The sequence below is a fragment of the Desulfatiglans parachlorophenolica genome, from assembly GCF_055394735.1.
Genome location: NZ_AP042460.1, coordinates 677,981 through 704,464, shown reverse-complemented (window position 1 = coordinate 704,464; position 26,484 = coordinate 677,981). Strand labels below are relative to the sequence as shown.

At 60.7% G+C, this 26,484-nt stretch carries 25 protein-coding genes; 15 read left to right on the top strand and 10 right to left on the bottom strand.

Going from position 1 to position 26,484, the window contains the following annotated elements:
• Window positions 1-3 precede the first annotated feature (3 nt).
• The gene (locus ACZ500_RS03290; protein ID WP_464231109.1) at window positions 4-1,581 is read right to left on the bottom strand and encodes a class I adenylate-forming enzyme family protein; all 1,578 of its coding nucleotides are present in this window, start codon (window positions 1,579-1,581) and stop codon (window positions 4-6) included.
• Between the two features lie 686 nt (window positions 1,582-2,267).
• Between ACZ500_RS03290 and ACZ500_RS03285 the strand changes: the two genes are divergently transcribed.
• The 6 genes from ACZ500_RS03285 (at window position 2,268) to ACZ500_RS03260 (ending at window position 8,700) form a co-directional block, all read left to right on the top strand.
• A complete protein-coding gene (locus tag ACZ500_RS03285) occupies window positions 2,268-4,040 on the top strand; it encodes a sensor histidine kinase (RefSeq protein ID WP_464231108.1) in 1,773 nt (590 codons plus the stop codon).
• Between the two features lie 147 nt (window positions 4,041-4,187).
• Window positions 4,188-4,637 carry a response regulator gene (locus ACZ500_RS03280; protein ID WP_464231107.1) on the top strand — a complete coding sequence of 150 codons (450 nt, stop codon included), beginning with the start codon at window positions 4,188-4,190 and terminating at the stop codon, window positions 4,635-4,637.
• Between the two features lie 38 nt (window positions 4,638-4,675).
• The gene (locus ACZ500_RS03275) at window positions 4,676-4,807 is read left to right on the top strand and encodes a hypothetical protein (protein ID WP_464231106.1); all 132 of its coding nucleotides are present in this window, start codon (window positions 4,676-4,678) and stop codon (window positions 4,805-4,807) included.
• A 267-nt stretch (window positions 4,808-5,074) separates the two neighbouring features.
• A complete protein-coding gene (locus tag ACZ500_RS03270) occupies window positions 5,075-6,925 on the top strand; it encodes an SLC13 family permease (protein ID WP_464231105.1) in 1,851 nt (616 codons plus the stop codon).
• Between the two features lie 251 nt (window positions 6,926-7,176).
• Window positions 7,177-7,650, top strand: a complete 474-nt coding sequence (locus ACZ500_RS03265) for a YIP1 family protein (RefSeq protein ID WP_464231104.1) — start codon at window positions 7,177-7,179, stop codon at window positions 7,648-7,650.
• A gap of 147 nt (window positions 7,651-7,797) precedes the next feature.
• The gene (locus tag ACZ500_RS03260) at window positions 7,798-8,700 is read left to right on the top strand and encodes a response regulator (protein ID WP_464231103.1); all 903 of its coding nucleotides are present in this window, start codon (window positions 7,798-7,800) and stop codon (window positions 8,698-8,700) included.
• A gap of 59 nt (window positions 8,701-8,759) precedes the next feature.
• Here the strand turns inward: ACZ500_RS03260 and cbiR are convergent, their stop codons facing one another.
• From cbiR to ACZ500_RS03245, 3 genes are all read right to left on the bottom strand, one after another.
• Complete coding sequence (gene cbiR, locus ACZ500_RS03255) at window positions 8,760-9,590, bottom strand: cobamide remodeling phosphodiesterase CbiR (protein WP_464231102.1); 831 nt, start codon at window positions 9,588-9,590, stop codon at window positions 8,760-8,762.
• A 123-nt stretch (window positions 9,591-9,713) separates the two neighbouring features.
• Complete coding sequence (locus ACZ500_RS03250; protein WP_464231101.1) at window positions 9,714-9,872, bottom strand: hypothetical protein; 159 nt, start codon at window positions 9,870-9,872, stop codon at window positions 9,714-9,716.
• Between the two features lie 17 nt (window positions 9,873-9,889).
• Window positions 9,890-10,054 (bottom strand): hypothetical protein, encoded by a 165-nt coding sequence (locus ACZ500_RS03245; RefSeq protein WP_464231100.1) that lies wholly within the window; start codon window positions 10,052-10,054, stop codon window positions 9,890-9,892.
• Window positions 10,055-10,151: 97 nt separating this feature from the next.
• Here ACZ500_RS03245 and ACZ500_RS03240 point away from each other — a divergent pair, with 97 nt between their 5' ends.
• Complete coding sequence (locus tag ACZ500_RS03240) at window positions 10,152-12,266, top strand: acetate--CoA ligase family protein (RefSeq protein ID WP_464231099.1); 2,115 nt, start codon at window positions 10,152-10,154, stop codon at window positions 12,264-12,266.
• 14 nt (window positions 12,267-12,280) lie between these two features.
• Here the strand turns inward: ACZ500_RS03240 and ACZ500_RS03235 are convergent, their stop codons facing one another.
• The 5 genes from ACZ500_RS03235 to ACZ500_RS03215 all read right to left on the bottom strand — a co-directional run bounded on the left by ACZ500_RS03235 (window position 12,281) and on the right by ACZ500_RS03215 (window position 17,468).
• Complete coding sequence (locus ACZ500_RS03235; protein ID WP_464231098.1) at window positions 12,281-13,579, bottom strand: beta-ketoacyl-[acyl-carrier-protein] synthase family protein; 1,299 nt, start codon at window positions 13,577-13,579, stop codon at window positions 12,281-12,283.
• Between the two features lie 97 nt (window positions 13,580-13,676).
• Entirely contained in the window at window positions 13,677-14,297 is a 621-nt protein-coding gene (locus tag ACZ500_RS03230; protein WP_464231097.1) for a cytidylate kinase-like family protein, read from the bottom strand.
• A 233-nt stretch (window positions 14,298-14,530) separates the two neighbouring features.
• A complete protein-coding gene (locus ACZ500_RS03225) occupies window positions 14,531-15,979 on the bottom strand; it encodes an FAD-binding oxidoreductase (RefSeq protein WP_464231096.1) in 1,449 nt (482 codons plus the stop codon).
• On the bottom strand, window positions 15,958-16,683 hold the full coding sequence (locus ACZ500_RS03220) for an MBL fold metallo-hydrolase (RefSeq protein WP_464231095.1): 726 nt from the start codon (window positions 16,681-16,683) through the stop codon (window positions 15,958-15,960). Before ACZ500_RS03220 ends, ACZ500_RS03225 begins: the two co-directional genes overlap by 22 nt.
• 107 nt (window positions 16,684-16,790) lie before the next feature.
• Window positions 16,791-17,468: a GNAT family N-acetyltransferase gene (locus ACZ500_RS03215; protein WP_464231094.1), complete on the bottom strand. Its 678-nt coding sequence runs from the start codon at window positions 17,466-17,468 to the stop codon at window positions 16,791-16,793.
• Between the two features lie 20 nt (window positions 17,469-17,488).
• Between ACZ500_RS03215 and ACZ500_RS03210 the strand changes: the two genes are divergently transcribed.
• From ACZ500_RS03210 to era, 4 genes are all read left to right on the top strand, one after another.
• Complete coding sequence (locus tag ACZ500_RS03210; RefSeq protein ID WP_464231093.1) at window positions 17,489-17,707, top strand: hypothetical protein; 219 nt, start codon at window positions 17,489-17,491, stop codon at window positions 17,705-17,707.
• A gap of 156 nt (window positions 17,708-17,863) precedes the next feature.
• Entirely contained in the window at window positions 17,864-18,568 is a 705-nt protein-coding gene (gene rnc, locus ACZ500_RS03205; protein WP_464231092.1) for a ribonuclease III, read from the top strand.
• Entirely contained in the window at window positions 18,550-19,575 is a 1,026-nt protein-coding gene (locus ACZ500_RS03200; RefSeq protein WP_464231091.1) for an elongator complex protein 3, read from the top strand. The genes rnc and ACZ500_RS03200 overlap by 19 nt, the downstream gene beginning before the upstream one ends.
• Complete coding sequence (gene era / locus ACZ500_RS03195; protein WP_464231090.1) at window positions 19,572-20,456, top strand: GTPase Era; 885 nt, start codon at window positions 19,572-19,574, stop codon at window positions 20,454-20,456. Before ACZ500_RS03200 ends, era begins: the two co-directional genes overlap by 4 nt.
• A gap of 65 nt (window positions 20,457-20,521) precedes the next feature.
• Here the strand turns inward: era and cysC are convergent, their stop codons facing one another.
• On the bottom strand, window positions 20,522-21,145 hold the full coding sequence (gene cysC, locus ACZ500_RS03190) for an adenylyl-sulfate kinase (RefSeq protein WP_464231089.1): 624 nt from the start codon (window positions 21,143-21,145) through the stop codon (window positions 20,522-20,524).
• A gap of 461 nt (window positions 21,146-21,606) precedes the next feature.
• On the opposite strand from cysC, the gene ACZ500_RS03185 reads away from it, so the two are divergent.
• From ACZ500_RS03185 to ACZ500_RS03170, 4 genes are all read left to right on the top strand, one after another.
• Window positions 21,607-22,155: a hypothetical protein gene (locus ACZ500_RS03185; protein ID WP_464231088.1), complete on the top strand. Its 549-nt coding sequence runs from the start codon at window positions 21,607-21,609 to the stop codon at window positions 22,153-22,155.
• A gap of 227 nt (window positions 22,156-22,382) precedes the next feature.
• Window positions 22,383-24,338: a DUF294 nucleotidyltransferase-like domain-containing protein gene (locus ACZ500_RS03180; protein ID WP_464231087.1), complete on the top strand. Its 1,956-nt coding sequence runs from the start codon at window positions 22,383-22,385 to the stop codon at window positions 24,336-24,338.
• Between the two features lie 39 nt (window positions 24,339-24,377).
• Window positions 24,378-26,255: a GNAT family N-acetyltransferase gene (locus tag ACZ500_RS03175; RefSeq protein WP_464231086.1), complete on the top strand. Its 1,878-nt coding sequence runs from the start codon at window positions 24,378-24,380 to the stop codon at window positions 26,253-26,255.
• Between the two features lie 51 nt (window positions 26,256-26,306).
• Complete coding sequence (locus tag ACZ500_RS03170) at window positions 26,307-26,483, top strand: hypothetical protein (protein WP_464231085.1); 177 nt, start codon at window positions 26,307-26,309, stop codon at window positions 26,481-26,483.
• Window position 26,484 lies beyond the last annotated feature (1 nt).

The window sequence follows — 26,484 nt, the reverse complement described above, 5'->3', positions numbered from 1 at the left end:
TCGTCAACCTATCTTGAACGCTTCCTTTGCACCGGAGTACTTCTCCCTGAGAACCGTTTTGAGGAGTTTGCCGGTCGGGTTCCGCGGTACCTGGTCGAAGGCCACCTTTCGCGGCACCTTATAGGTGGCCAGCCTCGACTTGCAGAAGGTGACGATATCCTCCTCGTTCAGCGCACTGCCCTCTTTCAACTGGACGACCGCCATGACGATCTCGACGAACCGCTTGTCCGGATACCCGATCACCGCCGCATCGACGATGTCCGGATGCTGGTGCAGGACCTCTTCGATCTCTACGGGGTAGATGTTTTCCCCACCGCTGGTGATCATGTCTTTTTTACGGTCGACGATATAGTAATACCCCTCGTCGTCCATCCGGGCAAGGTCCCCCGTATAGAAATAGCCGTCCCGGATGCTCTCTCGCGTCAGATCCGCATTCCGGTAATATTCCTTCATGAGGCGCGGCGTCCTGATCGCGATTTCCCCCACCCGACCCGGAGCTACATCCCTCCCTTCGCCGTCGACGATGCGGCCCTCGACCCCGAAGTTCGGCCTCCCGATGGATCCCGGCTTGCGCAAAATATCGGCGTAATAAATGCACCAGGTCGCTCCTCCCCCTGCCTCCGTCGCCCCGTAGGTGTGAATGACGTTGCACGGAAGAAGATCCATCAGCCGGCTGAAGATGTGGGGCGGCACGGGCTGCGCGCCCGTCGTCACATACTTCCACGAGGAGAGGTTATACCGGCGCACATCGATCTTCCCGCTCTCGATCCGATCGATCAGGTCGACGCACATGGGGACCACCGCCAGGACGGCATTCGCCTTTTCTTCTTCGATGGCCTCGAGCATCCATTCGGGGTCCCGGTATTCGCGTATCAGGGTGCCGGTGGCGCCCACCGCAAAATAGGAAAACCACATGAAAAGGCTGCCCGAGTGATAGAGCGGCAGCACGATCAGGTAGTTGTCATCCACCGTCAGGGGGAGGCTCAAGCCGTTCCCGACGGCGGTCGCCTGCATGCTTCCATGGGTATGGACCACCGGTTTGGCGTTTCCGGTCGTGCCGGAGGTGAACATGACCGCGAGGTGATCTTCATCCTGCATGGCGACGATACACTCTTCCGTATCCCCGGAATTCTCGATGTCGGAGAACGGGGTCATACCGTCCGGGCATGTCTGTCCCCCGGCGATGAAGCTTCGGACGGTCTTGAGCCGCTCTCGCACATGGATGACCCGGTCGAGGAATTCAGGGCCGAACAGAAAGGCCGACGGCTCGGCGATGTCGCCTGCATAGACGATATCCGATTCGATGAATCGAAAGTTCAACGGGACGACAACGGCCCCGATCTTGATGATGCCGAAGTAGGTCGTCAGCCATTCCATCGAATTGTTGAACAGGTGCAGAACCCGGTCTCCTTTCCGGATCCCCAAATTCTTCTCGAGGAAATTTCCGACCTTGTTGACCTCGGCGTTGAAATCTTCCCAGGTCAGGACCCGCCGCCTGCTCCTGACAGGTTGCCTTTCAATGAGAGCGACCTTTCTTTTGTACTTGACGGCGTTCATGCGCAGGTAATCGGCAAGATTCATCTTCACCTCCATCGCTCCCTTCGGAAAAGATCCAAGGGCACCGACGTTTTCGGGATACCGAGCGGGTCATTGTCTCACCGGGTAGCACCTCCCCGGATGCGGTGTTTCCATCTGGCAGTGAATACGCAGCACGAACAGGTCTTCCACCCGGAAAGGATGCCGCTTCTTCACCGGCTGCCCCGCTCTGCGTCACCCCTTCGGGGCGGTCCCGGTCACTGCCTTTCCCCGACAAAAAGGGGCATCTGACTTACCTGCTCCAAGGCTGTATTTCTTACATTGCTATAACCTATTCTTATAATGTAGGAGCATAAGGCGGCTCTCAGATGAAGTCAAGAAAAAATGCCCGATGGCGACAAGCCCCCTGAAAAAACGAAAAACGCTTCCGGTTTTCGCCTTCCGACAGCTTTGCCGGCGGACGTAAAGAGGTCAAAAGATCCACCCGTTTGCGGCAGAGCGCCGACCCCATCGAGTCTCTTCTCCCCTCGGTCGGCTGAGACCTGAAGCCCTTTACAGACTGTAAAAATGTCCGACAGCCGGGCGCCTCCGAACGTCTCACTCCTCTGCCACAGCAGAATCGATCTATCCATATTTCAACATGTTAATGCCCATTTGCCGACTTCCTCCCTTTGGCATGGACATTGCCTTCAAGAACTGACGGAGAGCAACCTTGTATTCAGGGAGAAATCATGTCTCGTCAGCCCAAACCCCCAAACGGCGCCAACCATCACTACGCCACTCTCAGAAGGATTCTCCTCGCCAGCACGATCGTCGGGCCTCTGATACCCTTTGTCCTTGTCCTGGCAATCGGCTACACCTATTTCAAGAACGCTACAGAGACGAGCACCGTCCTGCACATGAAGCGCATCGCGCTCGACCACGGACAGATGATCGACTCCTTCCTTCGGGAACGGAAGGCGGACCTGACCTCTATCGCGGACATCCACTCGTTCGAATCGCTGCGCCGTCCCGAATTCCTTCAGACCACCCTCATGCTGCTGCAAAAGACCTCCAATGCCTTTCTGGATCTGGGCGTCTTCGATCAGGATGGGCTGCACGTCGCCTATGTCGGCCCCTATCAACTCACTGGAAGAAACTACAGCGATGCCGACTGGTTCAAGGCCGTCCTGAAAAACGGCTTTTATATCAGCGACGTCTTTCTCGGCTACCGGCGCATCCCCCACTTCATCATCGCCTTGACCCGCAAAGAAGGCGACCGCAGCTGGGTCCTGAGGGCCACGATCGACACCGATCTCTTCAACCAGCTGGTCAAGAAGGTGAAGATCGGACAGACCGGTGAGGCGTATCTTTTGAACTCGCAAGGGTACTTTCAAACAGAGCGGAGAGGTGAAAGTCGGCTCATGGAAAAGGACCCTGAAACCCTGATCTATCCTTCCCCCGAAAGCGGGGTCAGAACCTTTGTCGAAAAGGACACCGGCGGCATTCCCTACCTTTTCGCCACCACCTGGCTGACGGAGAAGAAGTGGCTTCTCGTCGTTCGCCAGGAAAAGCGGGATGCCTTCGCAGCCCTGCGCCGAGCGAGCCTTCTCATCCTTCTGACGAGCCTTCTCGGCGGCGCTGTCATCATCCTCTCAGCCTTCATCCTGACGAACCGAATCATTCGCCGGATGGAGGAGATGGATTCGGAAAGGGAGCAGTTGGGTGAACAGCTCGTCCGCGCTGCCCGCCTGGCCGAACTTGGAGAGATGGCTGCCGGCTTCGCCCATGAAATCAACAACCCCCTCCAGATCATCAAGGCCGAGAAGTCGCTGATCGACAGCATTCTATCCGACATGAAGGAAAATGGCGCGGTGATGCCATCCGAAGACCTGACGGAAATCGAGGATTCGATGCGGCAGATCAATACCCAGATAGACCGCTGCGCCCAAATCACCCAGGCCATCCTGAAATTCGGCCGCAAGAGCGAGCCTGTCATACAGGATATCGATTTACTGAGGTTCATCCCGGAAATCATGGGGATGGTCTCCAAAAAAGCAGCGGTGCACGGGATCAGCGTTCAGGAGAAGATCAGCTCTGACACTCAGCCGATCCACGCCGATCCGGCCCAACTGCAACAGGTCCTCCTGAACCTTCTGAACAATGCCATGGATGCCGTCCTCGCCCGGCACGGGACCGAAGGAGGAGAGCTGCTCATCGGCACGGAGCCCGCCGTTGACGGACAGGTCAAACTCTTCGTCAAAGACAACGGGTGCGGCATCAGCCCTGAAAACCTGAAAAAGATCTTCAGCCCCTTCTTCACCACCAAGCCGGTCGGGAAGGGCACCGGCCTGGGGCTTTCGGTCTGCTACGGGATCGTGGACCGCATGGGGGGGACGATGGAGGTCAACAGCGCGGAAGGCGTGGGGACCGTCTTTACCCTCCGTCTGCCCGCAGCCTCCTGGAATCCGGCCGAAGTCCCGGGTGCAGAAGGGGTTGTGAACGTGCGGGGGGCCGCCAGATGAAGCAGATGACATCATCCTCTGCTCTCCTCTGAGTGTCGTGGCATGCCGGGACGGCCGCCACGAGTGTTTTACCCGCGCCTGAAGCAGCCAATACGGGCCGGATGGGCCTGCAACCTTGAACAGCTTTCAACGACAGGGGGAAGCGGAATGGAGAGCATGAAGATGATGCTGGTGGATGACGAGGAACGCTTCCTTGCCACCACCCAGAAATTGCTGGCAAGAAAGGGCTATGACGTGATCACCGCCGGGAGCGGCGCCGAGGCCCTCGAAAAGCTCAGGACGGAGAACGTCCATGTCGTCGTTCTCGATGTCAAGATGCCCGGTTTGGACGGAATCGCCACGCTGAAGCAGATCAAGAACCAGTTTCCGATGGTGGAGGTCATCATGCTGACCGGTCATGCCACCGTCGACAGTGCGGTCGAGGGCCTCAAATCCGGCGCGACCGACTACCTCATGAAACCAACCGACATCGACGATCTGATCGCCAAGGCGGAAGACGCCTTTCACAACCGGCAGAAACTCGAAGGAAAGATCCGCGTTGCGCAGGCCCGAAGCACCATGAAATCCGCCCGTCAGATCCTGGAAGGTTCGGAGTGATGCCGGCCCACAAAAGACACCGGCAGGGGAGTCGACCGATGAAGACAGAGGAGCGCGAAGCAAAAACCGCCGGGAGACTCAGGTGGACCCGGGAGACCGAACGCCGTTTCTTTTTCTATGCCACCATCGGCATGTTCATGCTCTACGGAGCGACGAAACTGTTCGGTTGACCGTGAGTTCTTATCCGAAAGGGGTTGTCCGATCCGGCGTTTTGCGATCCGGAAAAGGTGCCCCTTTTGATTGAGCCAGTGGGAAGCTGGCGGGCAGGGCGGGCCTCGGATCGAAGGAAAATATTCTGTTGCCCGGATTGGAACCCCTGGACCCCGGGGTTCCCCTCTCGGCGGGAAAAACGGGCCGTGCCGTGCGCGCGCTCCGCCGGCCGAAGCGATCCGACCCTCACGTTTAGACCTTCACGCAATGCAGATCAGGAGGGACACATGACAGACAAACGAGAAAAGCCCTCAGGGTATGACAAGTACATCAACTGGAAGCTGTTCATCCTCCCGGTGGGGATCTTGCTGCTTCTGCTCGCGATGCCCACACCGAAAAGCATGCTGGATGTCGGGGTGGAATACGCCTTCGGCCCGAAGTACGTCCAGGAATTCTTCGCCGAGGAGCTGTTCGGGGAGCAGACCGAGAACCTCCAGCAATGGCAGGTCCAGATGGTCCGGATGATGGAGGCCAGCCTCCAGAAATCCGCCTACGGACACGCCGCCTTTCTCAAGAGGAACGAAAAGTGGTGCAAGGAAAACGACATAATCTGCACCAAATCCCACTTGGAACAAATTATGTCGTTTGCCGAGCAGCTCACGCCGGAATCCTTCCGTAGCCTCATGGACCGGGCCTACCTGCTGCGCGCCGAAGATCTGACCCTCGATCGCCTCACGGAAAAGGAGCAGACCCAGGCCCTCAAGGCCGGCTTTCAGGTGAAGGCGGCCGTGGCCATCGTCGCCTTCGTAGTCCTCTGCTTTGTCACGGAGGCGATGCCGCTTCCCATGGTGGCCTTTTCCATCGGGATCATCGCCATGATAACCGGGATCGTCAACCGGAAGACCGTCGCTTCACTTTACTGGTCGGATGCGACCTGGTTCATCATGGGGAGTCTCATGTTCGCCACCGCCTTCGTAAAGACAGGCGTCGACAAACGGATCGCCATGATGATGTTCGGCAGGCTCAAAAACCCCGACATCAAATGGGTGACGCTCATCATCGTCCTGATCATCGCTCCTCTGACCATGTTCATGTCGGACCATGCCCTGGCGGCGATGTTCCTGCCGATCGGCATCCTCATCTACACCACCTCCGCCTCAGCGGCCGGCAAAGAGGACCCCGAACTCGCCAAGATGCTGATGATCACCATCGCCATGGCCTGCAACCTGGGCGGATCGCTGGCCCCCTCCGGTGCGGCGCGCAACATCATCATGATGAGCTATGCCGAAGACATGTTCGGCCTGTCCATGGGCTTCGGCCAGTGGTGCGTCTATTGTATCCCGTTTCTTGTTTTCCTCATCCCCATCACCTGGTTCGTCATCAACTGGCGCTTCAAACCGGCCATCTCGAATCTGGGAGAAGCCTTTGCAGTGGTGAAGGAACAGACGTCCAAGGTGGGTGGCGGCAAATGGACGCGGGATCAGAAGCTGGCCCTGATCATCTTTCTCGCCATGCTCTTCTGCTGGATCACCGAAAAGAATCTCCTGCAGCAGTGGACCGGCATCCGCTTCGGCATCGGTGTGCTGGCGGTCATGGGGGCGATCGCCTACATCCTTTCCGGGGTCGTCAACTGGCGTGACTACCAGACCAAGGTCGACTGGGGTGTTGTGTGGCTCTATGCCGGTGCTATCATCTTCGGCAAGGTGCTGGTAGACACCGGCGGCGCCTTCTGGATCGCCAGGAGTCTGCTGGCGCTGGCCGAACCCCTGGGTGTCAGCCAGGGGCTCGGACTCCTTTTGACCGGCAACCTCATCACGGCCCTGCTCACGCAGATCATGGCCGACGGCCCGGCCTGCGCGGCGGTCGGCCCGGTAACCCTGGCCATGGCCGGCATCGCCCATCCGGGAACCGCCATGATCCCCTTCATGGCCATGGGCACCGCCATCGCATCGTCCTTCGCATATTGTCTGGTGATCGGCACACCGCCCAACGCCATCGTGTACGCCAGCGGCTACCTGACCGCAAAAGACTATCTGCGGGTCGGCCTTATCCTCTGGGTCACGAACATGCTCGGGTTGGCGCTCATGGCCTCCACCTACTGGAACTGGATGGGATGGCCGGGGCTGAAAACCTTCTAGGCGTTTGCCGGTCTTGCACCCAAACGCCCCATGGAGAAATCTATTTCGTTGGACTCGATTCTCCCATCGAAAAGCGTATTTCGAACGGCTGCCGGGGTCGGGAAGATGATCCCGGCAGCCGGCCGGAGCCCAAGTGCCGGCCCACTGCCGATCCACAAAACGAGGCGAGGCAAGCGATGAATATGACGCAAACCCTGTCAAGCACAGAGCGGGACCGCCCATTCTTCGTTCCCGGACGGAGTTTTTTGAAAATGGTCATCGGGCTTCTGATCAATCCGGGCCGCTTCTACGAAGAGCGCAAAGAGGAGAAGGGATATTGCAGGGCGCTCCTATTTCTGCTGACGGTATCGATCCTCTTCACGGCGGCCGGCACGCTGCTGATGCCTCAGAAAAAGGGTTTTTTTGCGGTGGTCTTCTTCCTGAACGCCTTTCTGATGCCGTTCCTGACTGCCGGCATCCTCTACCTGGTAACCCGTCTTATCTGCCGGCGCCTGTATTCGTTCGAGGCCCTTTTCCGTATCATCGCCTACGCAAATGTCACCCTCCTGATCTCCTGGCTCCCGGGCATCGCCTGGGTGGGGGGAATCTGGAAGTTTTATCTGATCGGCGTCGGCCTGAGCCGAACCGGCGGCATCAAGACACGGGTTGTATTCGCTTGCCTGGCAACAGCCGCGATTCTGCTCCTCTTGCTGATTCAGCTGCTGAAGCCGATCATCTCGGCCTGATCCGGAACAGGGCGGGAGCGGGCACCCTCTGCCGGAACGCTCCGGCGCTGCAGGGCCCAGAAATCCGCCGGATCTCCATATTCCGGGAGATTGAAGCCGTAATGCACCTTCGATGAGGATCCGACGCTCAAAAAGGAGGCAGGACATATGAACGATTCGATCAAAGTTCTCATGGTGGACGATGAAGAACAATTCCGGGCCACGACCCGAAAACTCCTGACCCGCAAAGGATTCGACACCCTCCTGGCCGGATCGGGCGAGGAAGCCCTCGAGCAGCTCGAAAAGCAGCCGGACGTCGTCATCCTGGACATCAAGATGCCCGGGATGGATGGGCATGAGACGCTCAGAGAGATCCGCAAGCGCACCCCCGATACCCCGGTCATCATGCTGACAGGGCACGGCGATCTCCCCTCCGCCAAGGAGGCCCAGAGATCCGGAGCCTTCGATTACCTCTCGAAGCCCTGCGACATCGACCTCCTGGCAGCGAAGATCTCCGATGCCTTCAAGACCCGGCAGAAAGGGGCGCGCCCGTCCGAACGGAAGATCCGGGAGGCCATGATCCCCTTCGAGGAGTATGCATCCATCTCTTCCGATCAGACCATTCAGGAGGCGATCCGCGCGCTGAAGGACACGTTCGCATCGAGGATGAGCACCAGCCGCCTCATGGAAACGGGCCACCGTTCGCTCTTGGTCCTCGGTGCCAACGGCGAGGTCCAGGGGGTGATGACGATCAAGGATCTCCTCGAGGCCATCATGCCCGCCTACCTGAGCGCCCCCAAACCATCCATGGCGGACAGCATCCAGTACTCACCCATGTTCTGGTCCGGCATGTTCACCCTCGAGGTGCGGAAACTGGCCTCGAAAAGGGTCGGCGAGGTGATGTCTCCAAGGCCTTCCACGATCGACGCGGATTCCAATCTCATGGAGGCCGCTTTCCTGATGGTCACCCAGAACGAGCGGCGTCTTCTGGTCTTGCAGGGCACGCGGCCGGTCGGCGTAATCCGGGAGCAGGACCTTTTCTTCGAGATGGCTCGGATCCGGCAAGCCTGAGAAAATCGCGGCTGTGCAGGGGCCTCGAGCGCTTCAACGTCTCTCCGGCGCTCCAGTCCTTAAAAAGACGCCGTCCGCTTGGCCGCCGCGCGCCTGCAGGCCCCATCCCATACGATGCGGGATGCATCGAGATCCTCGATCGAGAACACCTCGAGGGTGAGCACCCCTTCGAACCGATCCGTAAGACGGGCAGCGATGGGATCGAGGGCCTCGGCAGGCACTCCGGCCAAGCTCGTGTGGTCCTGTCCGGGCTGGAAACCGCGGTCCGCCGGCGGCGGAAAATCGCGGAGCCCGTGGAGATGGATCACGCGCGTCCTATCGAGCCAGACGTTCAGGTGATCCAGGGGGTCTATCCGCTGAAGCCACAGGTGCCCGATATCCACGCACCGGCTGACCGGCAAGGCATCGAGCACCGGGCCGAGGACCCCGGGGTCCCACCGCTCGATATTTTCGATCGCCAGACGCTCCGGCTCCTCGAGCCAACCGGCGACGATCCCGGCCGCGCGCTCCGCCCTTCTCCGCCATCGATCGATCTCTCCGGGCGACGGACCGTCGAGCAGGGCATCCCCGTTCAGGTGCGCAACGTATGCCCATGGATCGAGATCCCGCGTCAATTCGATCACCTGCCGAGCCCGTTCGATCGAACCGTCGGGGCAGGTTCCGTCCTCCGCCACGCAGAGGTCCTGGGGCAGATGCACGGTGTAGGTATGGCCGCAACGCTCCGCCAACCCCGCCAGACGGCGGACGGCGGCCCGGTCGGGCAGGTTGTTCCCGTAGCCCTTGACATCGAAAAGGACGAGTTCGATATCCTCCACCCCGCCGGCAAGCCGCGCGACATTCCCTGCAAGATCCTCTGACGGATAGATCCAGGAGGTGGTTCCTATCCTCATAGCCGCAAACCCTCCTTACAACCCGAATCGGCCGAAAAAGGCCCACCGGATCATAAACCGTTTACCAAACGGCCTCCTTTTGTGCTAGATGGTATCCATCCGGAAATGATTCCCCGGTAGAACTCAATTTCCAATCCGGAAATGAGGATTTTTCTTCAGCGCTCCGCGGCGGGTCCCGGTTTGGTCAATATCAAGGAAATCAAGCGTTTGCGCGGAGGCGACCTGGTGGTCGCCGCACAAGCAAACGTGCAGATTGACGCCGAGATTGGCCAAAAAGACCATTTCCGGATGGAAACTAGTTAGTGTCCATCCGGAAATGATTTTCCTATAGAACCCGGTTTCCAATCCGGAAATGAGGATTTTTGGCCAATATCAAGGAAATCAAGCGTTTGCGCGGAGGCGACCTGGTGGTCGCCGCACAAGCAAACGTGCAGATTGACGCCGAGATTGGCCAAAAAGACCATTTCCGGATGGAAACTAGATGGATAAATCATTTCCGAATGCACACAAGGCAGTTTCGAAGGATACCTCATGCAGGAGCACAGCTCGGGAGGAAAAACCATGGCATCCGACACAACAAATCTCGCATCCTTTTTTCATCCCCGCAACGTCGCCGTCATCGGCGCCTCGGCCGACCCGGCCAATCTCGGGCGAAACATCATCAAAAATCTGCTCAATTTCGGATACCAGGGGGAGATCCTGCCGGTCAACATCCAAAAAGGGGTCCTTTTCGGCCAGCGCATCTATGGCTCCGTGGAAGACATCGACCACCCCATCGACCTGGCGGTGATCCTCACCCCGGCAAAGACCATCCCGGGGATCATGGAGGCCTGCGGGCGCAAAGGGATCCGCCGGATCGCCATCGAATCGGGCGGATTTTCCGAGATGGGAACGGAAGGGGAGCCCCTCGAAAAGGCCTGCTTGTCCGTCGCCCACCGCTATGGCATCCGTTTCATCGGCCCGAACGGGATCGGCGTCACCAACCTCGAAAACGGACTGGTGCTCCCCTTCTGGCCGCTGCGCGAGGACCTGAAGCTCGGGAAGGTCTCCATCCTCGCCCAGAGCGGCGGCGTCGGGTTGAGCTACCTCGGCTTTCTGGCTGAGGAAAACATCGGGCTGAACAAGTTCGTCTCGATGGGAAACAAGCTGAACGTCGACGAAAACGATCTGCTCGAGGTCCTGATCGAGGACGAGGGGACGGAGATCATCCTGCTCTACCTGGAAGGGTTCAAGGACGGACGCCGATTCCTGGAAATCGCCTCACGCTCCCCCAAGCCCATCCTCGTCCACAAATCCAACCGGTTTCAGGAAAGCGCCCGCATCGCCCACTCGCACACCGCCGCCCTCTTCGCGAACGACCGCCTGGTGGATCAAACCCTGGAGCAGGTCGGTTGTGTCCGCGTCAACACCATGGTGGACGCCCTCGATTACGTAAAGAGCCTCACTCTTCCACCCCTCAGGGGGAACCGCCTGGCGGTCGTGTCGCGCTCAGGCGGGCACGCCGTCATCGCCGCCGATGCCTGTGCCCATTACGGCTTCGCTCTGCCCCCGTTTCCGCGCGATTTCCTCGCCAGGATCGAAACGAGCTTTCGCGCGAAGGTCATCCGCCTCCAGAACCCGCTCGATCTGGGGGACCTGTTCGACCTGGCGGTCTATGAAAACATCGTCGAAGAGATGCTCAAGCGGGGCGACGTGGATGGGGTGCTCCTCGTACATGGCTACCGGCGTGGGCTGGACCACGAAGACAGCCGGAAGTTGCTACTCCGCGTGGAGGAGTTGATCGACACATACCGAAAACCCGTTGCGGTCGCCATCTTCACCGAGGCGGTGGAAGTCGACTTTCTAAGACGGCATACCGGTGTTCCCATCTTCACCGCCCCGGAAAACGCCATGCGCGCCTTTTACCTCTCGCACCAGTGGGGTGTCCGCAAAAAGGCCGTGCAGACGTTCAGCCCCCTTGCAGAGATCCGTTCCAAGACACCGCCGGCAAGCCTTCCCCGGATGTCTGGGCGTACCCATCTTCTCTTGAGCGAGGCCACGGCCTTTATCGAGGACTACGGCTTCCCGGTTCCGAAACACCGGCTGGCACGCTCAGCCGATGAAGCGGCGTCGGCCTGGCGGGCCATCGGCGGGCCGGTCGCCCTGAAGGTCAACCGCCCCCATATCTCGCATAAAACCGATGCAGGCGCGGTGATCCTGGGCATCGATTCGAGCGATGCCGCAGGGGAGGCCTTCGAACAGCTCGCCCGCAAACTTGCGCCCGAAACCCTGGAGGTCCAGATCCAGGCCATGGCGGCAGGCGGGCGCGAGGTGATCCTCGGCGGCAAACAGGATGAGGTCTTCGGGCCGGTGGTCCTCTTCGGTCTGGGGGGCATCTTCGTGGAAGCGCTCGAGGACGTGGCTTGGCGGGCGGCGCCCCTCGAACGGGAAGATGCCCGGTCCATGATCCACCAGATCCGCGGCCGGAAAATCCTCGAGGGCATCCGTGGCGAGGAGCCTTACGATATCGAGGCGCTGGAAGACCTGCTGGTTCGGCTTTCGCGGATGCTCGTAGACCACCCCGATATCCTCGAGATCGACATCAACCCGGTGCGCGTCCAACGCAAGGGGCATGGGGCGGCGGCGCTCGACGCGCGCATACTGGTTCGAGGAGATGACAGCGCCGGAGCGGAGTGAGGCCGACCCGACCGCTACGGCTCGAAGCGCTCCAAAACGATCGACGCGTTCTGCCCGCCGAAACCGAAGCTGTTGTTCAAACTCCTCGTGACGGAGGCTTTGACCGCCACCCGAGGGGTGTAGTTCAGATCGCATTCCGGATCCGGATGATCCAGGTTGATGGTCGGGTGGATCCAACCCCGCTCGATCGTCAGCGCAGTCGCGATGGCTTCGACCCCTCCGGCGGCGCCGATCATGTGGCCCGTGATCGACTTGGTGGAATTGATGGAGATTCGGTAGGCATGTTTTCCGAGGGCCTCTTTGATCGCGCGGGTCTCCGCGGGGTCGTTCAGCAGCGTGGAGGTCCCGTGGGCGTTGATGTAATCGATCTCCTCCGGCCTGCGGCCGGCCCTCCTCAAGGCGTCCTCCATCGCCTTGGCCTGCATGCGGGCGCTCGGCTCGGGCGCCGCGATGTGGTAGGCATCCGAGGTCGCACCATACCCTGTCATTTCGCAGTAGATGCGGGCGCCGCGTGCCAGGGCATGGGCCCGCTCCTCCAGGATGACGATCCCGGCCCCCTCCCCCATGACAAAACCGTCACGATTCTTGTCAAACGGCCGGGAGGCCTTTTCGGGTTCGTCGTTCCGCCGGCTCATGGCGTTCATGGCGGAAAATCCCCCGAAAACGAACGGCGTAATGCAGGCATCCGCCCCGCCCGTCACCATCACGGTCTCTTCCCCGAGAACGATCTGTTTGTAGGAGGCGATCATGGCATGATTCGAAGACGCGCAGGCCGTCGAGACCGTCGACGCGATGCCCTGGATCCCGTATTTCATCGTGACGGTCACCGGGACGGAACAGATCTGCACATGGGGGAGGGCGAAAGGGGAGACCCGCTTGGGTCCATGGTGCTTCAGGAAACTCTTGTGCCACCGCTCACACAGGTCCATATTCTGGGCCCCGACACCCAGGATGGCGCCGACGCGGTGCGACGCGACACCCTCCAGCGTAAAGTCGAACTCACCCTTTTCCCCTTCGCGGGGCAGCAAGGTGAAACCGGCATCCTCGAGCGCGAGACGCGCCCCGGCCAGGGCGAATTCAGAGGTACGCCCCAGATAGCGGAAACTCTTGGTGCGGGGGATAAAATCGCCGAGATCGAAAGGCAGGACAGGGCATGCGATCCGCGAGTTATACTGATCCATCTCGCAGTCTTCGAAGGCGACTTGCCGCGCCCCTGACTTTCCCGAGACCAAGGCCTCCCAGAAGGCCTCCTTGCCGATGCCGACCGGCGTTATCGGCCCAAGCCCCGTAACAACCACTCGCTTGAAAGCCATATACTTACCTTGAAAAGGGGCGATGCAATCAGGTGCCATGCCGCGCAGGCCCGCTTCGCCAGGCGGCGGAACGGGCTCCAAGCCGCAGCGATTTTCCTCAGGCCTGTCTCCGCGCCAGATTGACGATGAGATCCACGGCTGAATCCATCGACATGCGGCCCGTATTGATCGTCAGATCATAGGAAAGCGGATCGTTGTGGCGTTCCGGCTCGGCGTAGAAATTGAGGAAGCGGCTGCGGATATCATCCGCTCTACGGATAGCCTTCTCGGCATCCTCTTCTTTGATGCCGTACTGGGTGACCAGAAAACGGATGCGCGAGGGGAGATCCCCCACCAGAAGCACATGTGTGGTCCCCTTGTGCTTCTCCAGGATGAATTGGCCACCGCGCCCAACCAGCACCACGTTCCCCTTCTCATAGAAATCGAGGATCGTCGCCTTGACCGCGTCGACATAGCTCTTCTCGTCGACATAGCCGTAGTTTTCGGCGCAAAGCCTCTCGACGTAGCTGGTCGAAACAATCTTATCCAGAAATTTCATCAACTTGTCGGTACCACGCTTTTCGAACGACTTGATCTGGTCATGCGATACCTGCGCCTTGATGGCGATCTCCTTGATCATATCCTCGTGAACATAACGATATTCCAGTTCGTTGGCGACCCTCTCCGCCAAGGTTCTTCCGCCTGCACCGAACTGCCGCGAAATCGTGACAACCGCCATACCCTCTTCCTCCTTGTTGGTTTCCGAAGTGGAAACTGAACACCGACAGAAGACCGTTTCCGAACAGACGCCGGCCGAGCGGACACCCGGAATGCCCGGCAGGCCGGATCTCAAGCCATGACCAACCTATCACATCCAAACACTTTTTGTTAGATCAAAAAAAAGCCGGCCCCGAGCGCAACAGCCTTTTGGAAGAGCGCAGGCGGAGCCTTGCCGAGGCCGGGACACCGGCATCAGGCCGCTTCATCGGCCATGAAAATGTTGCCCGGCGCCAGGATCCCCTTCGGGTCGAAGCTGCGCTTGAGCGCCTTCATGGCGGCGATCACCCCGGGCGGATACTGGAGCGCGAGGTGCTCCCGCTTCATCTTCCCGACCCCGTGCTCCCCCGTGATGGTCCCGCCCAAGGCGACCGCCTTGCGCGCCATCAGCCAGTCCACCTCTTCGGCCGCCCGCTTTTCCGCCGGATCGCGGGCGATGAAATTGAAGTGCGGATGCCCCTCTCCAATATGGGCGAACCGTACGACCGGCATCGACCCGAGACGCCCCCGAATCTCCTCGAAATAGGCGAACAGCTCCGGCAAACGGCGATACGGGACAGCCCAATCCGTCGAGATCTTACAGCCCCCTGTCCGGATCGCCTGGATGCTGAGCGCATTCATGCTCTCCGGTACAAAATGCCGCAGCTTCATGACGTGTTCCTTTTGGGCATCCGTCCAGGCGACCCTGGTCTCCTCCACAAGCGGCGTATGCCGCTCGACCAGGCGCGACCAGGCATCGAGCCGGGGCTCGTAGCCCTCGTCCGCCGCGTATTCCTGCTCAAAGTAGACCAGGGTTTGGGCGGATGACGGGATATTGAGGCCTTCCGCCCTGCCACGGATGATCTGCAAACAGCCTTCGTCCAGAAACTCCAGGCTCCGCGGATCGCAGGCCGGATCCTCCCGGGCATCGATCACGAAATCCAGTGCGCGGGTCATGTCGGGGAAGAAGACCAGGACCAGCATGAAGGCCCGGGGCAGTTCGGTCAGGGCAACCTCGATCCGCGTTACAACCCCGAGAGTGCCCTCGGACCCGACAAAGAGGTGCGCCGGATTGTAAAAGGCGCCGTAACCGGCGCAGATCTTCCCGCCCTCGGCGCTACGCGCCGTGAGCAGATGCCCCGACCCATCCACAACCTGCAGCGCCCTGACCCATTCGATCGTAGCCCCATACTTGAGGGAACGGGAACCCGAGGCGTTGGTGGCCACATTTCCGCCCAGCGTGCACTCGGCCGCACTGGTCGGGTCCGGGGGGTAGAAGAGGCCCTCTGCGGCAGCCGCGCTCTTGAACTCGGCCAGGACGACACCGGGTTCGACCAGTGCGCGCCGCCGGCGCCGATCGATATCCAGGATCCGATTGAACCGCTCGAGCGAAAGGGCAACGCCCCCGGGCGCCATCGAGGCTCCGGTCAGCGACGACCGAAGCCCCTGGCAGGTAACGGACATCCCCTTGTCCGAGTACATCCGCAGGAATTCCTGGATGTCGGCGGTGTTCTCCGGTCTGAACACCGCCTCGAAGCCGCCCTGCAACCCCAGGGCGTCGTGGCAGTAACCCTGGACGATATCGGGGTCGGTTACCCACCTGCCCGAATGCGCGAAAAGCTCCAATGGAGAAGACCCGCCGCTCAGAAGAGATAAGGCGCCCACTGCCGGGCGGTATCGGCGATATACCCGGCAGGGACCTTTTTCATGATCTGGTTGTGGCCTGGCAGCAGCACATCGACCTCCAGTTGCGCCAGCCGCATCAGCGACTCCCTGAGCTGCGGCCCGCTCGCGCCGTGAAGATCGAAGCGGCCGATGGCGTAGTCGGCATAAACCACGTCGCCGGGGATCAGGATCCTGCCCGACCGGTTATAGAGGGCAATGGAGCCGGCCGAGTGCCCCGGGATATGCAGAATCTCCCACGCCATCCCCCCGAGTTGGACGCTCTCCCCGTCTTCGAGCTTGCGGTCCACCTTGAAGGTAAGGGCCTCCGGCGTCAGACCGTACTGCATCTCACACAGGTTGCGAAACATGTCCATCCCATAGACGGTCCGGGGATCGCCCTGCTCCAACGGTTCGGCCTCCGCCCGGTGAATCCAGAGTTCGACATCGCCCAGGGCATCGAGCAATTCACGCAGACAACCGATATGATCGAGATGCGTATGGGTCAGGATGATCCGCTTCACCCTGGCCGGATCCAGTCCCAGCCGGCGGATCGCATCCAGTTTGTAGGCCCCTTTTCCAAATAGACCCGCATCCACCAGCGACAGGTCAGAGGCCTCCGGCCCGCCGATCACATACATATGGGCATCCGGGATCATCTCGTCACGCCCCGGGATGAAATAAACTCCTTCACACACTGCTTTCATGGTCTTCTCCTCATCATGAATTTCAACTCACCATACCCTATTGCCCTGCGCGATTCAAGCAAGAGTACCGGCCGGGCAGGGCTCCGGCCTCGATCCTGCAGAACGGATCAGTCTCCGATCGCCCGGACCATCAGATGGGCGTTCTGCCCCTCGGGATAAAACCCCTTCTTCAACGCGAGCGGGATAAACTCGAAGGACTCGAACAGCCTCAATGCCGGCACGTTTTCTTCGGCGGTGTGCAGCACCACGCTCTGTGCGCCCAGCGCTCGGGCCTCTGCCAGGGCTTTGGACAAGAGCATCCGGCCGGTTCCCCCGCCCTGGAACCGTGGCACCACGGCGATCGCGAGGATCTCCGCGACAGGATGAAGCCGCCCGTTTGCGTCGAGCGGACCGATCATGACAAAACCGGCCCGGGTGCCGCCCACGAAGGCAACAAGCGTGATGCCGAGGCGATGCTCGAACCATTGGGCAAGGATCTCCCCGTATGGGCCATAAGGGGAGAACACGCAGCGGCTCAAGGCCTCGATAAACGAGGCGTCCGCCTCCGATGCCGGACGGACGACGGGCTCAGCGGTCCGCCGCCCCGTTCGCGGACCCCGGCCCGCCAGGGCCGTAAAAACCCCTCTCCCGGCCCCGGTCAGCCCCTTGAGCAGACGACTGCGGCGCAACCGCTCGAAGCGTTTCATGTCACCGTATTTTCCGAAGCGCCCCCGTCGGCTCACCGTTCGCCGCACCCTTTCCCCCCGCCCCGGTTTCGTCAGGCGGCTTGACTTAGAGTCTTTCACGAATTAGTTTCCATCCGGAAATGGTCTTTTTGGCCAATCTCGGCGTCAGTCTGCACGTTTGCTTGTGCGGCGACCACCAGGTCGCCTCCGCGCAAGCGCTTGATTTCCTTGATATTGGCCAAACCGGGACCCGCCGCGTAGCGGTGGGACTGAGCGGCGAAGCGGTGAAGAAAAATCCTCATTTCCGGATTGGAAACCGGGTTGTACCGGGAAATCATTTCCGGATGGAGACGAATTAGTTTTCAATCCTGAAATGAGGATTGTAGGCTTGCGCGCGAAGGATAAGCATTATAGAATCGAACCATCCAATACATGCCCCCGGGAGGCGGGCCGGCCGATCAGGACCGCAGGGCGGGTCTCCCGCCGCCGCCCCGAGAGCAGCAGGTAATACGCCATTGCAGACCGAAATCGTCCATCTCACCGAACTGGGCCGCAGGCTGGGTCACCGGTTCAAACGGAAAGAACTCCTCTTCCAGGCCCTTTGCCACGCGTCCTATATCAACGAACAGGGCACTCTGGATCTGGCAGACAACGAGCGGCTCGAGTTCCTGGGCGACGCCGTCCTCGACCTCGCGGTCAGCGATCTGCTGATGCAGCGTTTTCAGGAGGCGACGGAGGGGGATCTCTCCAAATACCGGGCGATGATCGTCGACGAATCAGGGCTGTGTGAGATCGCCCAACGGCTGGGACTCGGCGACTACATCCTCCTCGGCAAAGGGGAGGCCCAAAGCGACGGCCGCACCAAACCTTCCATCCTCGCCAACACCGTCGAGGCCATTGTGGGCGCCCTCTATCTCGACGCCGGCTTCGTGAAAGCCAGAAAGATCATCGACACCCTGTTCGCACCCCTGATCGAAAAGGTTCAGAATCGGGACCGGATCCACGACTACAAAAGCCTTCTGCAGGAATACACCCAGAAGGTCTTCCGGTCGCTTCCCCAGTACCGTCTGATCGAAGAGATCGGCCCCCCGCACGACAAGACCTTCAAAATCGCCCTATGGCTGAGCGGCACCATGTTAGCCGAGGGGACCGGCAAAAGCAAGAAAGAGGCGGAGCAGGCTGCCGCAAGGGAGGCCTTCCGATGTCTCGAATCGGTCTGAAACCTTTCATCGTCCCCGTCTTTCTGCCGCATCAGGGCTGCCCCCATCGCTGCATCTTCTGCGACCAGCATCGCATCACCGACCGTGACGAACGTCCCCTGCGGGGGGCCGAGGTCGGCCGGATCCTGGAGCAGGCGCTCGGCGCCCGGCCATCCGGCGGTGCGGAGGTCGCCTTTTACGGCGGGACCTTTACGCGGCTCCCCGTCGAAAGGATGGAGGAGCTTCTGCTGGCGGTGCAACCTTACCGGGAAAAAGGCGCCGTCGCCCGCATCCGCGTTTCGACCCGCCCCGACGCCCTGGATCCCCCGCGTCTGGAAACCCTTCGCCGCTTCGGCGTCACGACCGTCGAACTCGGCGCGCAATCCATGGACGCGGAGGTCCTCCGCCTCGCCGGCAGGGAACACAGCCCCGAGGCCACCCGCGAGGGGGTCGCCGCCTTGCGCGGCATGGGGTTCAAAGTCGGGATCCAGTTGATGCCGGGGCTCCCCGGGGACACCATCGACACCTTCCGGGCAACCATCCAGACCACCGTCGAACTCCGCCCCGACATGGTCCGGCTCTACCCTGCGATCGTCATCGACGGGACCGTTATGGCGGAATGGTACCGGCAAGGCCGCTACCGCCCACTGACCGTGGAAGAGGCCGTCCACCAGTGCGCCGAGGCCTGCCGAAGCCTCGAAGGATGCGGCATCCCCGTCATTCGGCTCGGTCTGATGCCTTCCCCGGCGCTCTGCAAGTCGGGCCGCATCCTGGCCGGCCCCTGGCACCCGGCCTTCGGCTCCCTGGTGCGCGCCGCCATCTATCGCGGGGACCTGCAGCCCCAGCTGCGCCGGATCCCTTCGGGCCGCACCATCAGGCTCATGGCCCCGCAAAGGGACATCCCGCTCCTTCGCGGGCACCGGAATCAGGGACTTGCCTGGGTCGAAGCGACGACCGGCAGCCGGGTCGCGGCGGTCCTCCCGGACGACAGCCTTTTGCCGGGGCATATCCGGGCGGTCGAGACATGAGTTTCCTCTCGGGATTCATCGCCATCGCAGGTCCGCCGAACGTCGGGAAGTCCACCCTTCTCAACCGCATCCTCGGCCGGAAGATCTCTATCGTATCGCCCAAGCCCCAGACCACCCGCAACCGCATCACGGCGGTCCTGAACGGCGACGATTTCCAGGTCGTTTTCATCGACACTCCGGGTATCCACAAAACCAGGACCGCTTTGCACCGCAGCATGGTGGAATCGGCGATGGCAGCCCTTCAGGAAGTCGACCTGGTGCTGCTCCTGATCGATGCCAACCGGCCGAACGACCCCGAGATCGCGCCGATCCTCCGCCAACTGCAGGCCTCCCGCAAGCCCGCCCTCCTCGTTATCAACAAGATGGACCTGGGGCCTCCCGAGCGCGCCCTGCCCATCATCGAACAGCTCCGCTCGGCCTACCCTTTCGAGGCCTTTGTGCCGATTTCGGCCCTGCGGGGAGACGGGGTGGAAACCCTCCTGAAGGAGATCGAGACCCGCCTGGAGCCGGGGCCGCAGTTCTTTCCCCCGGACATCTCGACCGATCAGACCGAGTCCTTTTTCACGGCCGAGATCATCCGCGAAAAAATCTACCTGCGCACCCGCGGAGACATCCCCTATGCGTGCGCGGTGACGGTCGACCGGATCGAGGAAAGGCCAACCGGGGACCTTCTCGAGATCGATGCCCGAATCCACGTCGAAACCGAAAACCAGAAGGGCATCCTCATCGGCAAGCACGGAAAAATGATTCAGACCATCGGGCGCGCAGCGAGGCTGGAGTTGGAGAAGCGATTCGGGATCCGGGTCTTCCTCTCCCTCAATGTGCGGGTAGAGAAAAACTGGAACAAGGACACCCGGGCCCTCCGACGCTTGGGGTATTGAAGAATTTTTGGAAAAAATGGGCAGGGTTCTTTCTTTTCTATCCTGTCTTTTCTCTGCTGCGCTTCCTACTTTTTTGTAAGGATGCCCGCGGTCTCGAGGAGCCTGACCACACTCACGGCCGCCTCCTCCGGGGTCTGCCGTTCCGAACGCACCACCAGCTCCGGGGCCTCGGGGGGTTCATAAGGAGATGAAATCCCGGTAAAATTCTGTATTTTCCCCTCGCGAGCCTTTGCGTAAATCCCTTTCGGATCGCGTGCGGCGCAAACCTTCAGCGGGCAGTCGACGAAGATCTCGAAAAACCGCCCCGGATCGACCAGTGCCCGCACCCGTTCACGATCGGACTGGAACGGAGAGATGAAGGCCGTCACGGCGATGATCCCCGCATCCACGAAGAGCCTCACCATCTCGCCGATGCGGCGGATGTTTTCGCTCCGGTCCTCTTCGGAAAATCCCAGATCTGCGCACAGGCCATGGCGGACATTGTCCCCGTCAAAGACATAGGTAGAGCAGCCCATATGATGCAGGACCTGTTCGAGGCGATGCGCGATGGTCGATTTCCCCGAGGCGGAAAGGCCCGTGAACCAGACCACCGCACCCTGATGCCCGTGCAGACGCTCCCGGTCTTTCCGGCTCACCAGTCCTTTGAACCAGGTCACGTTGTTTCTCTCTGCAATCGTGCTCTCTGTCATCCCCTCTGCGCACCTCCATGGATCGAGATCGGAACGGCCTATTGATAATGCAATTCACCCGTCTCCGCAAGGCGAAAAAGGAAGCGGGCTCAGCGTTGTCCCGTCTCTGCACCGTTTTTTTATCTTGACACCGAACCCCATATCCCGCATACTTACATTAAAAAGTTATCTTTATCAATGAGTTAGGCCAACATTTTCAGCTTTTTGAAGCACCCCTCCCGGATCCCCCCTTGCCGATTACGGCAGCGATTGGATCCCGGGCGGCTCCACCGAAGAACACCCCTGCTGCCAAGGGTTTCCCGATATCGAAAAGACCATCCGCCCCGGAAGGCTGCCGGGCCTGCTTTCCAACTTTTTGAAATGCGCATTCGGAACCACCATCCGGTTGAATGAAGTTTTAGTCCCAGGCGCGGTAAACTCGGCACAAAGACCATTGGATCATCCCCCATAGAGGACCCCCCATGGCCATCGAGGAGAAGAAGGTCGTCTGCCCTTTTTGCCGCAAGCCGTTCCGGGCCGCCCCCAGGATCAGCCTGCTGGGTTTTCAGAAATATCTCTGCCCGAGCTGTGCCCGAGCCATCCTTCATCCCCTCTTTCAGCGTCGCTATTATTGGATCGCATTGGCTGCTCTCGCGGCGGTCGCCCTCTTCTCTCTGGCCGGCTACAGCGCCCGGCCCTGGGGCGACAAGCTGCTCACCCTGGCAGTCATCAGCACGATCTACGTGATGGAGCGGGTCTCCTATCTCCTATTTCCATTTGCCGCATGGGCCCTCCTGCGCCTGCTGGGCCTGATCTACCCCTGGGCCCTTTCAGCCGCACGAACGATACTCTGGTACACCGGAATGGCTGCGCTCGCAGGCATCTTCATCGCCATCCTGGGCGGTGTGGCCAGCCTCGTATGGCGCGGCATCATCCTGGAGCCGTTTCTGGCATCGGTCTTCCTTTCCATGTGTTTCCTGGCTGTCCTGATGCGGGATCGAACGATCCGGGCGCACCTCCCGAAAAGGTGAGTCCGGAAAGAATTCTTCGAAGCACGATGCCGAGCACATCCCCCCATTCCGGGCCCGGGCGGAAAAGGGGACGCTTCGAACCTTCTTCTCCAGGCCCGCGGCCCGGGCAGGGGTTTCGAACAAGAAGGATCCCCGGCCGTACCATCCGGGCCGAGCGAGGGGAGGAGCGCAGCACCGGTCTATATCATCCACAAGAGGATCGATGCGCATGACACAAGGGGAGCCCGATGAACGATTCCAGATCGGCCGGCAAGATCTATGATTTTCTCAAAACCGTTCCGCCGTTCCATCTCATGCCCGACCCGGAGATTCGAGACCTCTCCCGCACCCTCACCCTGGAGCACTTTCATCGCGACCAGGTCATTCTCAGCCCAAGCGCCTCCCCTACCCGATTCCTCTATCTGATCCGCTCCGGCGAGGTTCAGCTCATCCCCCCCGGAGGCCCGAAGGGAAGCGAAGGGACGGTGGTCGACATGCGGGGAGAGGGGGAATTTTTCGGCTTTTTCAGCCTCCTCGGCAACCGGCCGAGCCCTTTCACAATCGTCGCCGAAAAGGATACCCTCTGTTTTCTCCTCGACAAGAACTCCTTCCTTCGGCTCCTCGACACCTATCCCGACGTCCTCCTCTACTTCACCATGGGCCCCAGCAAGGGGTTCAAAACCGCTGTCCCGGGCCGCTCGGCGGAGGAAACCGGCCCCTCGCCCTCCGGGCCGGAGCCGGATGTCCTTTTCTTTACCGCCCGCGTGCGCGACATCATGCATCCCCATGTGGCAACCTGCCCCGAAACCGAATCCGTCGTGGCGGCAGCCCGCCTCATGACGACGCGCGGCGTCGGCTCCCTGATCGTCGTCGACCCGGGGCAAAAACCCATCGGAATCCTGACGGATGGAGACCTTCGGCGCAAGGTGATCGCTTCCGGTCAGCTGAAGGATGTCCCCGTCCAAGGGATCATGAGCCACCCCCTCTCGGCGGTTGCGCCCGATGCCTTTCTCTTCGACGCCATCCTCGTCATGATCCACAAACGGATCAAATACCTGCCCGTCCTTCGAGGCCAGGACCTGGCGGGGATCCTCTCCGAACGGGACCTGATGATCTCCCAGGGCAACAACCCCGTGGCGATCATCCGCCGGATCGAGCAGGCGCCCGACCTCGAGGAGTTGATCCTCATCCGCAAAGAAATCACACATACCCTGCAGGTGATGCTCGAACGCGGGGGACAGGCGCGGGAGATCTGCCAGCTCATCACCCAGCTGAACGACCACCTTACGGTCCGGATCATCGAGTTGTCTCTGGCGGACCTGGCCCGGCAGGGACAGCGGCCACCGCCTATGCCCTTCGTCTGGGTCTCGCTCGGAAGCGAAGGCCGCCAGGAGCAGACCCTCTCGACCGACCAGGACAACGCCCTGATCTTCGGAGATTCCGACGCCGAAACGGAATCCCGCGCAAAGGAATATTTTCTAACTTTGGCCGAGCAGGTGGTCTCCGGCCTCGAGCGCTGTGGTTTCCCGCGCTGCAACGGCGACATGATGGCCTCGAACCCGCAGTGGTGCCAACCGCTGCGGGTGTGGAAGGACTATTACCGGAAGTGGATCTTCCAGCGGGACCTTTCGGCGCAGGACATCCTGATCTCTTCCATCTTCTTCGATTTCCGGACCATCTACGGGCCGGAGCACCTCCTGAACGAACTGATCGCCTCTGTCCGGGCGGCCATCCCTGAAAGCAAGGTCTTCCTGCCCCACATGGCCCTGCGCTCCCTGGAGTTGCGGACACCCCTCAGTTTTTTCAACCGCTTCGTGGTGGAGCGATCCGGCCAGTACAAGAACCGGTTGAACATCAAACGGCACGGCCTGATGCCGCTGATCGACGCCGTCCGCATCCTGGCCCTGGAACAGGGGATATTCCGGACCAACACGCTCGACCGTATCGCGGACCTTCAGGAAAAGGAGATCTTCGCCCCAGGGGACGGGAACAACCTGCGGGAGGCCTTCAACCTGATGATGCTCCTGCGGCTCCAGCACAACCTGGACCAGCTGAAAAAGGGCGAAGAACTCGACAATTACATCGAGCCTTCGGAGCTCGGCACGATCCAGCGCTCCAACCTGAAGATGGCCTTCAAGGCCATCGACCGTCTCCAGAGCCAGATCGAGATCCGGTACGGTCTCACGACCCTGAGAAAACGGTGAAAGTCCTCTCCGACAACCGGGACACCCAGGACGCACGGCATGGAAACCCCCTATTGGGCCGATGACTACCGCAGCAAGCTCACCTCCCCCGAAGAAGCCCTTCGTGCCATCCGGCATGGCCAGCGGGTCTTTATCGGATCGTCCTGCGGCGAGCCGCAGTGTCTGGTCCGCGAGCTGGCCCAAAAGGCCCACCTGTTCGGGGACATCGAGATCGTGCGCCTCCTCAGCATGGAGAGTTCGCCGCTGACCCGGATCGCTGCCCGAAGCGGCGGGGACTGCTTCAACCTGCGCTCTTTCTATCTCGGATCGGGAAAGACCCGGACCCTTCAACGCAACCGGCGCTTCATCACGCCCATCAATCTTTCGGCCGTGCCGCGCCTTCTCCGGAGCCGGCAGATCCCGATCCACGCAGCCCTGATCCAGGTCTCGCCCCCGGACGACTTCGGCTGGATGAGCCTCGGCATCTCCGTCGACATCACCCTTGCGGCGGCCGAGGCGGCCTCCCTGGTCATCGCCCAGGTCAACCCCCGGATGCCCCGCGTCCTGGGCCACAGCTTCATCCATGTGAACCAGGTCGACCGTATCGTCGAATGCGAGGAGGAACTCCTGACCATCGCCGACCCCCCCGGCCTCGAGGCCGCCCGGCAGATCGCCGGACACGCGGTCAAGCTCATCGAAAACGGCTCCACCATCCACATCGGCCTCGGCGCAGCCCCCCAAGCAACCCTGGCAGCCCTCTCCGACCGGAAGGATCTGGGTGTCCACACCCGTTTCCTGACCGACGGCATCATGAAACTGGTCGGTCTGGGCGTGATCACGAACCGCCGCAAGGGCTTCAATGACGGCAAACTGGTGGCGAGCGCGGCCATCGGCTCCAAAGACCTCTACGCCTTTATCAACGACAACCCGTGCATCGAGTTCCGGCCGTCCGACTACGTGAACCGGCCATCGATCATCGCACGCCACAACCGGATGGTAGCCCTCAACGTGGCCACCGCCATGGACCTCACAGGCCAGGTCGCAGTGGACGCCATGCCTTACAACAACCTTTCCGGCGTAACCGACATCATGGACTTCATCCGGGGGGCGGCGGAGGCCCCCGACGGGAAATCCATCCTGATGCTCCCCTCGACGACCCTGGACGGCAAACAGAGCCGCATCCTCCCCACCCTGGAGGATACGGCCGTCGTCGTGCCGCGGGGCGACGTCCAGTTCGTGGTGACGGAATACGGGGTCGTCAATCTTTTCGGCAAGAGCCTCCAGGAGCGGGCCGTGGCCATCATCAGCATCGCGCACCCGGATTTCCGCGAGGATCTCTTTTACCAGGCTCGGCAAAAGGGGCTGCTCGCGCCCGAGCAGACCCTGAGCGCCTCCATCTTCGGCGTCTACCCCGTCAAACTGGAAGAGGTCCTCGAAATCGCAGCAGAACGCGTCCTGATCCGGCCCACGAAACCCTCCGACGAGCGGCTCATCCAGGAGCATTTCTACAACATGGACAAAGAGGATCTCGTGTTCCGCTTCATGCACGAAAAGCCCCTCTTCCCGCGGCGGGACGTCGCCGAGATGTACCATGTCGACTATATCAAAAACCTGACCCTCGCGGCGGTGACAGGCGAACTCGGATTCGAGACCATCATCGCCATCGGCGGCTCCTTCTTCCATCCGGCCCGCAACGAGGCGGAGATCGCCTTTTCCGTCCTCAAGGACTGGCAGGGAAAAGGGATCGGGACGATCCTCATCCGCAAGCTGGCCGACGCCGCCCGCGAAAGCGGCATCGGCGGTCTGAGCGCGTACACGATGCCCCAGAACCAGAAGATGATCAAGCTGTTCCATTCACTGCCTTACAAGGTCCACACCTTTTTCGACGAGGGGACGCTGTGCCTGAGCTGCCGGTTCGACGAGCCGGCGGAGGCATGAGACCCGGGGTCCGCGGGCCCTGATGGAGAGCCGGCGGAGGGGAACGTGCAGATGCAGAACAAAGAGTTGTGGCCATTTGTCTTCTTCCTGGGCATCCTCTTTTTCAACTGGCCGCTGGTAGCCCTGGTCAGGGTGCCCCTGCCCTACTACCTCTATACGCTCTGGGCGCTCTTCATCCTGATCGTGGGTCTTCTCATCAACCGGACGAACGGCAAGGGGAAAGGCTGAA

Bases quoted from the DNA above. Each gene is read 5' to 3' on its own strand.
- ACZ500_RS03290 (WP_464231109.1), bottom strand. From the start codon at position 1,581: ATGAATCTTGCCGATTACCTGCGCATGAACGCCGTCAAGTACAAAAGA.
- ACZ500_RS03285 (WP_464231108.1), top strand. From the start codon at position 2,268: ATGTCTCGTCAGCCCAAACCCCCAAACGGCGCCAACCATCACTACGCC.
- ACZ500_RS03280 (WP_464231107.1), top strand. From the start codon at position 4,188: ATGGAGAGCATGAAGATGATGCTGGTGGATGACGAGGAACGCTTCCTT.
- ACZ500_RS03275 (WP_464231106.1), top strand. From the start codon at position 4,676: ATGAAGACAGAGGAGCGCGAAGCAAAAACCGCCGGGAGACTCAGGTGG.
- ACZ500_RS03270 (WP_464231105.1), top strand. From the start codon at position 5,075: ATGACAGACAAACGAGAAAAGCCCTCAGGGTATGACAAGTACATCAAC.
- ACZ500_RS03265 (WP_464231104.1), top strand. From the start codon at position 7,177: ATGGTCATCGGGCTTCTGATCAATCCGGGCCGCTTCTACGAAGAGCGC.
- ACZ500_RS03260 (WP_464231103.1), top strand. From the start codon at position 7,798: ATGAACGATTCGATCAAAGTTCTCATGGTGGACGATGAAGAACAATTC.
- cbiR (WP_464231102.1), bottom strand. From the start codon at position 9,590: ATGAGGATAGGAACCACCTCCTGGATCTATCCGTCAGAGGATCTTGCA.
- ACZ500_RS03250 (WP_464231101.1), bottom strand. From the start codon at position 9,872: ATGGTCTTTTTGGCCAATCTCGGCGTCAATCTGCACGTTTGCTTGTGC.
- ACZ500_RS03245 (WP_464231100.1), bottom strand. From the start codon at position 10,054: ATGGTCTTTTTGGCCAATCTCGGCGTCAATCTGCACGTTTGCTTGTGC.
- ACZ500_RS03240 (WP_464231099.1), top strand. From the start codon at position 10,152: ATGGCATCCGACACAACAAATCTCGCATCCTTTTTTCATCCCCGCAAC.
- ACZ500_RS03235 (WP_464231098.1), bottom strand. From the start codon at position 13,579: ATGGCTTTCAAGCGAGTGGTTGTTACGGGGCTTGGGCCGATAACGCCG.
- ACZ500_RS03230 (WP_464231097.1), bottom strand. From the start codon at position 14,297: ATGGCGGTTGTCACGATTTCGCGGCAGTTCGGTGCAGGCGGAAGAACC.
- ACZ500_RS03220 (WP_464231095.1), bottom strand. From the start codon at position 16,683: ATGAAAGCAGTGTGTGAAGGAGTTTATTTCATCCCGGGGCGTGACGAG.
- ACZ500_RS03210 (WP_464231093.1), top strand. From the start codon at position 17,489: ATGGTCTTTTTGGCCAATCTCGGCGTCAGTCTGCACGTTTGCTTGTGC.
- ACZ500_RS03200 (WP_464231091.1), top strand. From the start codon at position 18,550: ATGTCTCGAATCGGTCTGAAACCTTTCATCGTCCCCGTCTTTCTGCCG.
- era (WP_464231090.1), top strand. From the start codon at position 19,572: ATGAGTTTCCTCTCGGGATTCATCGCCATCGCAGGTCCGCCGAACGTC.
- cysC (WP_464231089.1), bottom strand. From the start codon at position 21,145: ATGACAGAGAGCACGATTGCAGAGAGAAACAACGTGACCTGGTTCAAA.
- ACZ500_RS03185 (WP_464231088.1), top strand. From the start codon at position 21,607: ATGGCCATCGAGGAGAAGAAGGTCGTCTGCCCTTTTTGCCGCAAGCCG.
- ACZ500_RS03180 (WP_464231087.1), top strand. From the start codon at position 22,383: ATGAACGATTCCAGATCGGCCGGCAAGATCTATGATTTTCTCAAAACC.
- ACZ500_RS03175 (WP_464231086.1), top strand. From the start codon at position 24,378: ATGGAAACCCCCTATTGGGCCGATGACTACCGCAGCAAGCTCACCTCC.
- ACZ500_RS03170 (WP_464231085.1), top strand. From the start codon at position 26,307: ATGCAGAACAAAGAGTTGTGGCCATTTGTCTTCTTCCTGGGCATCCTC.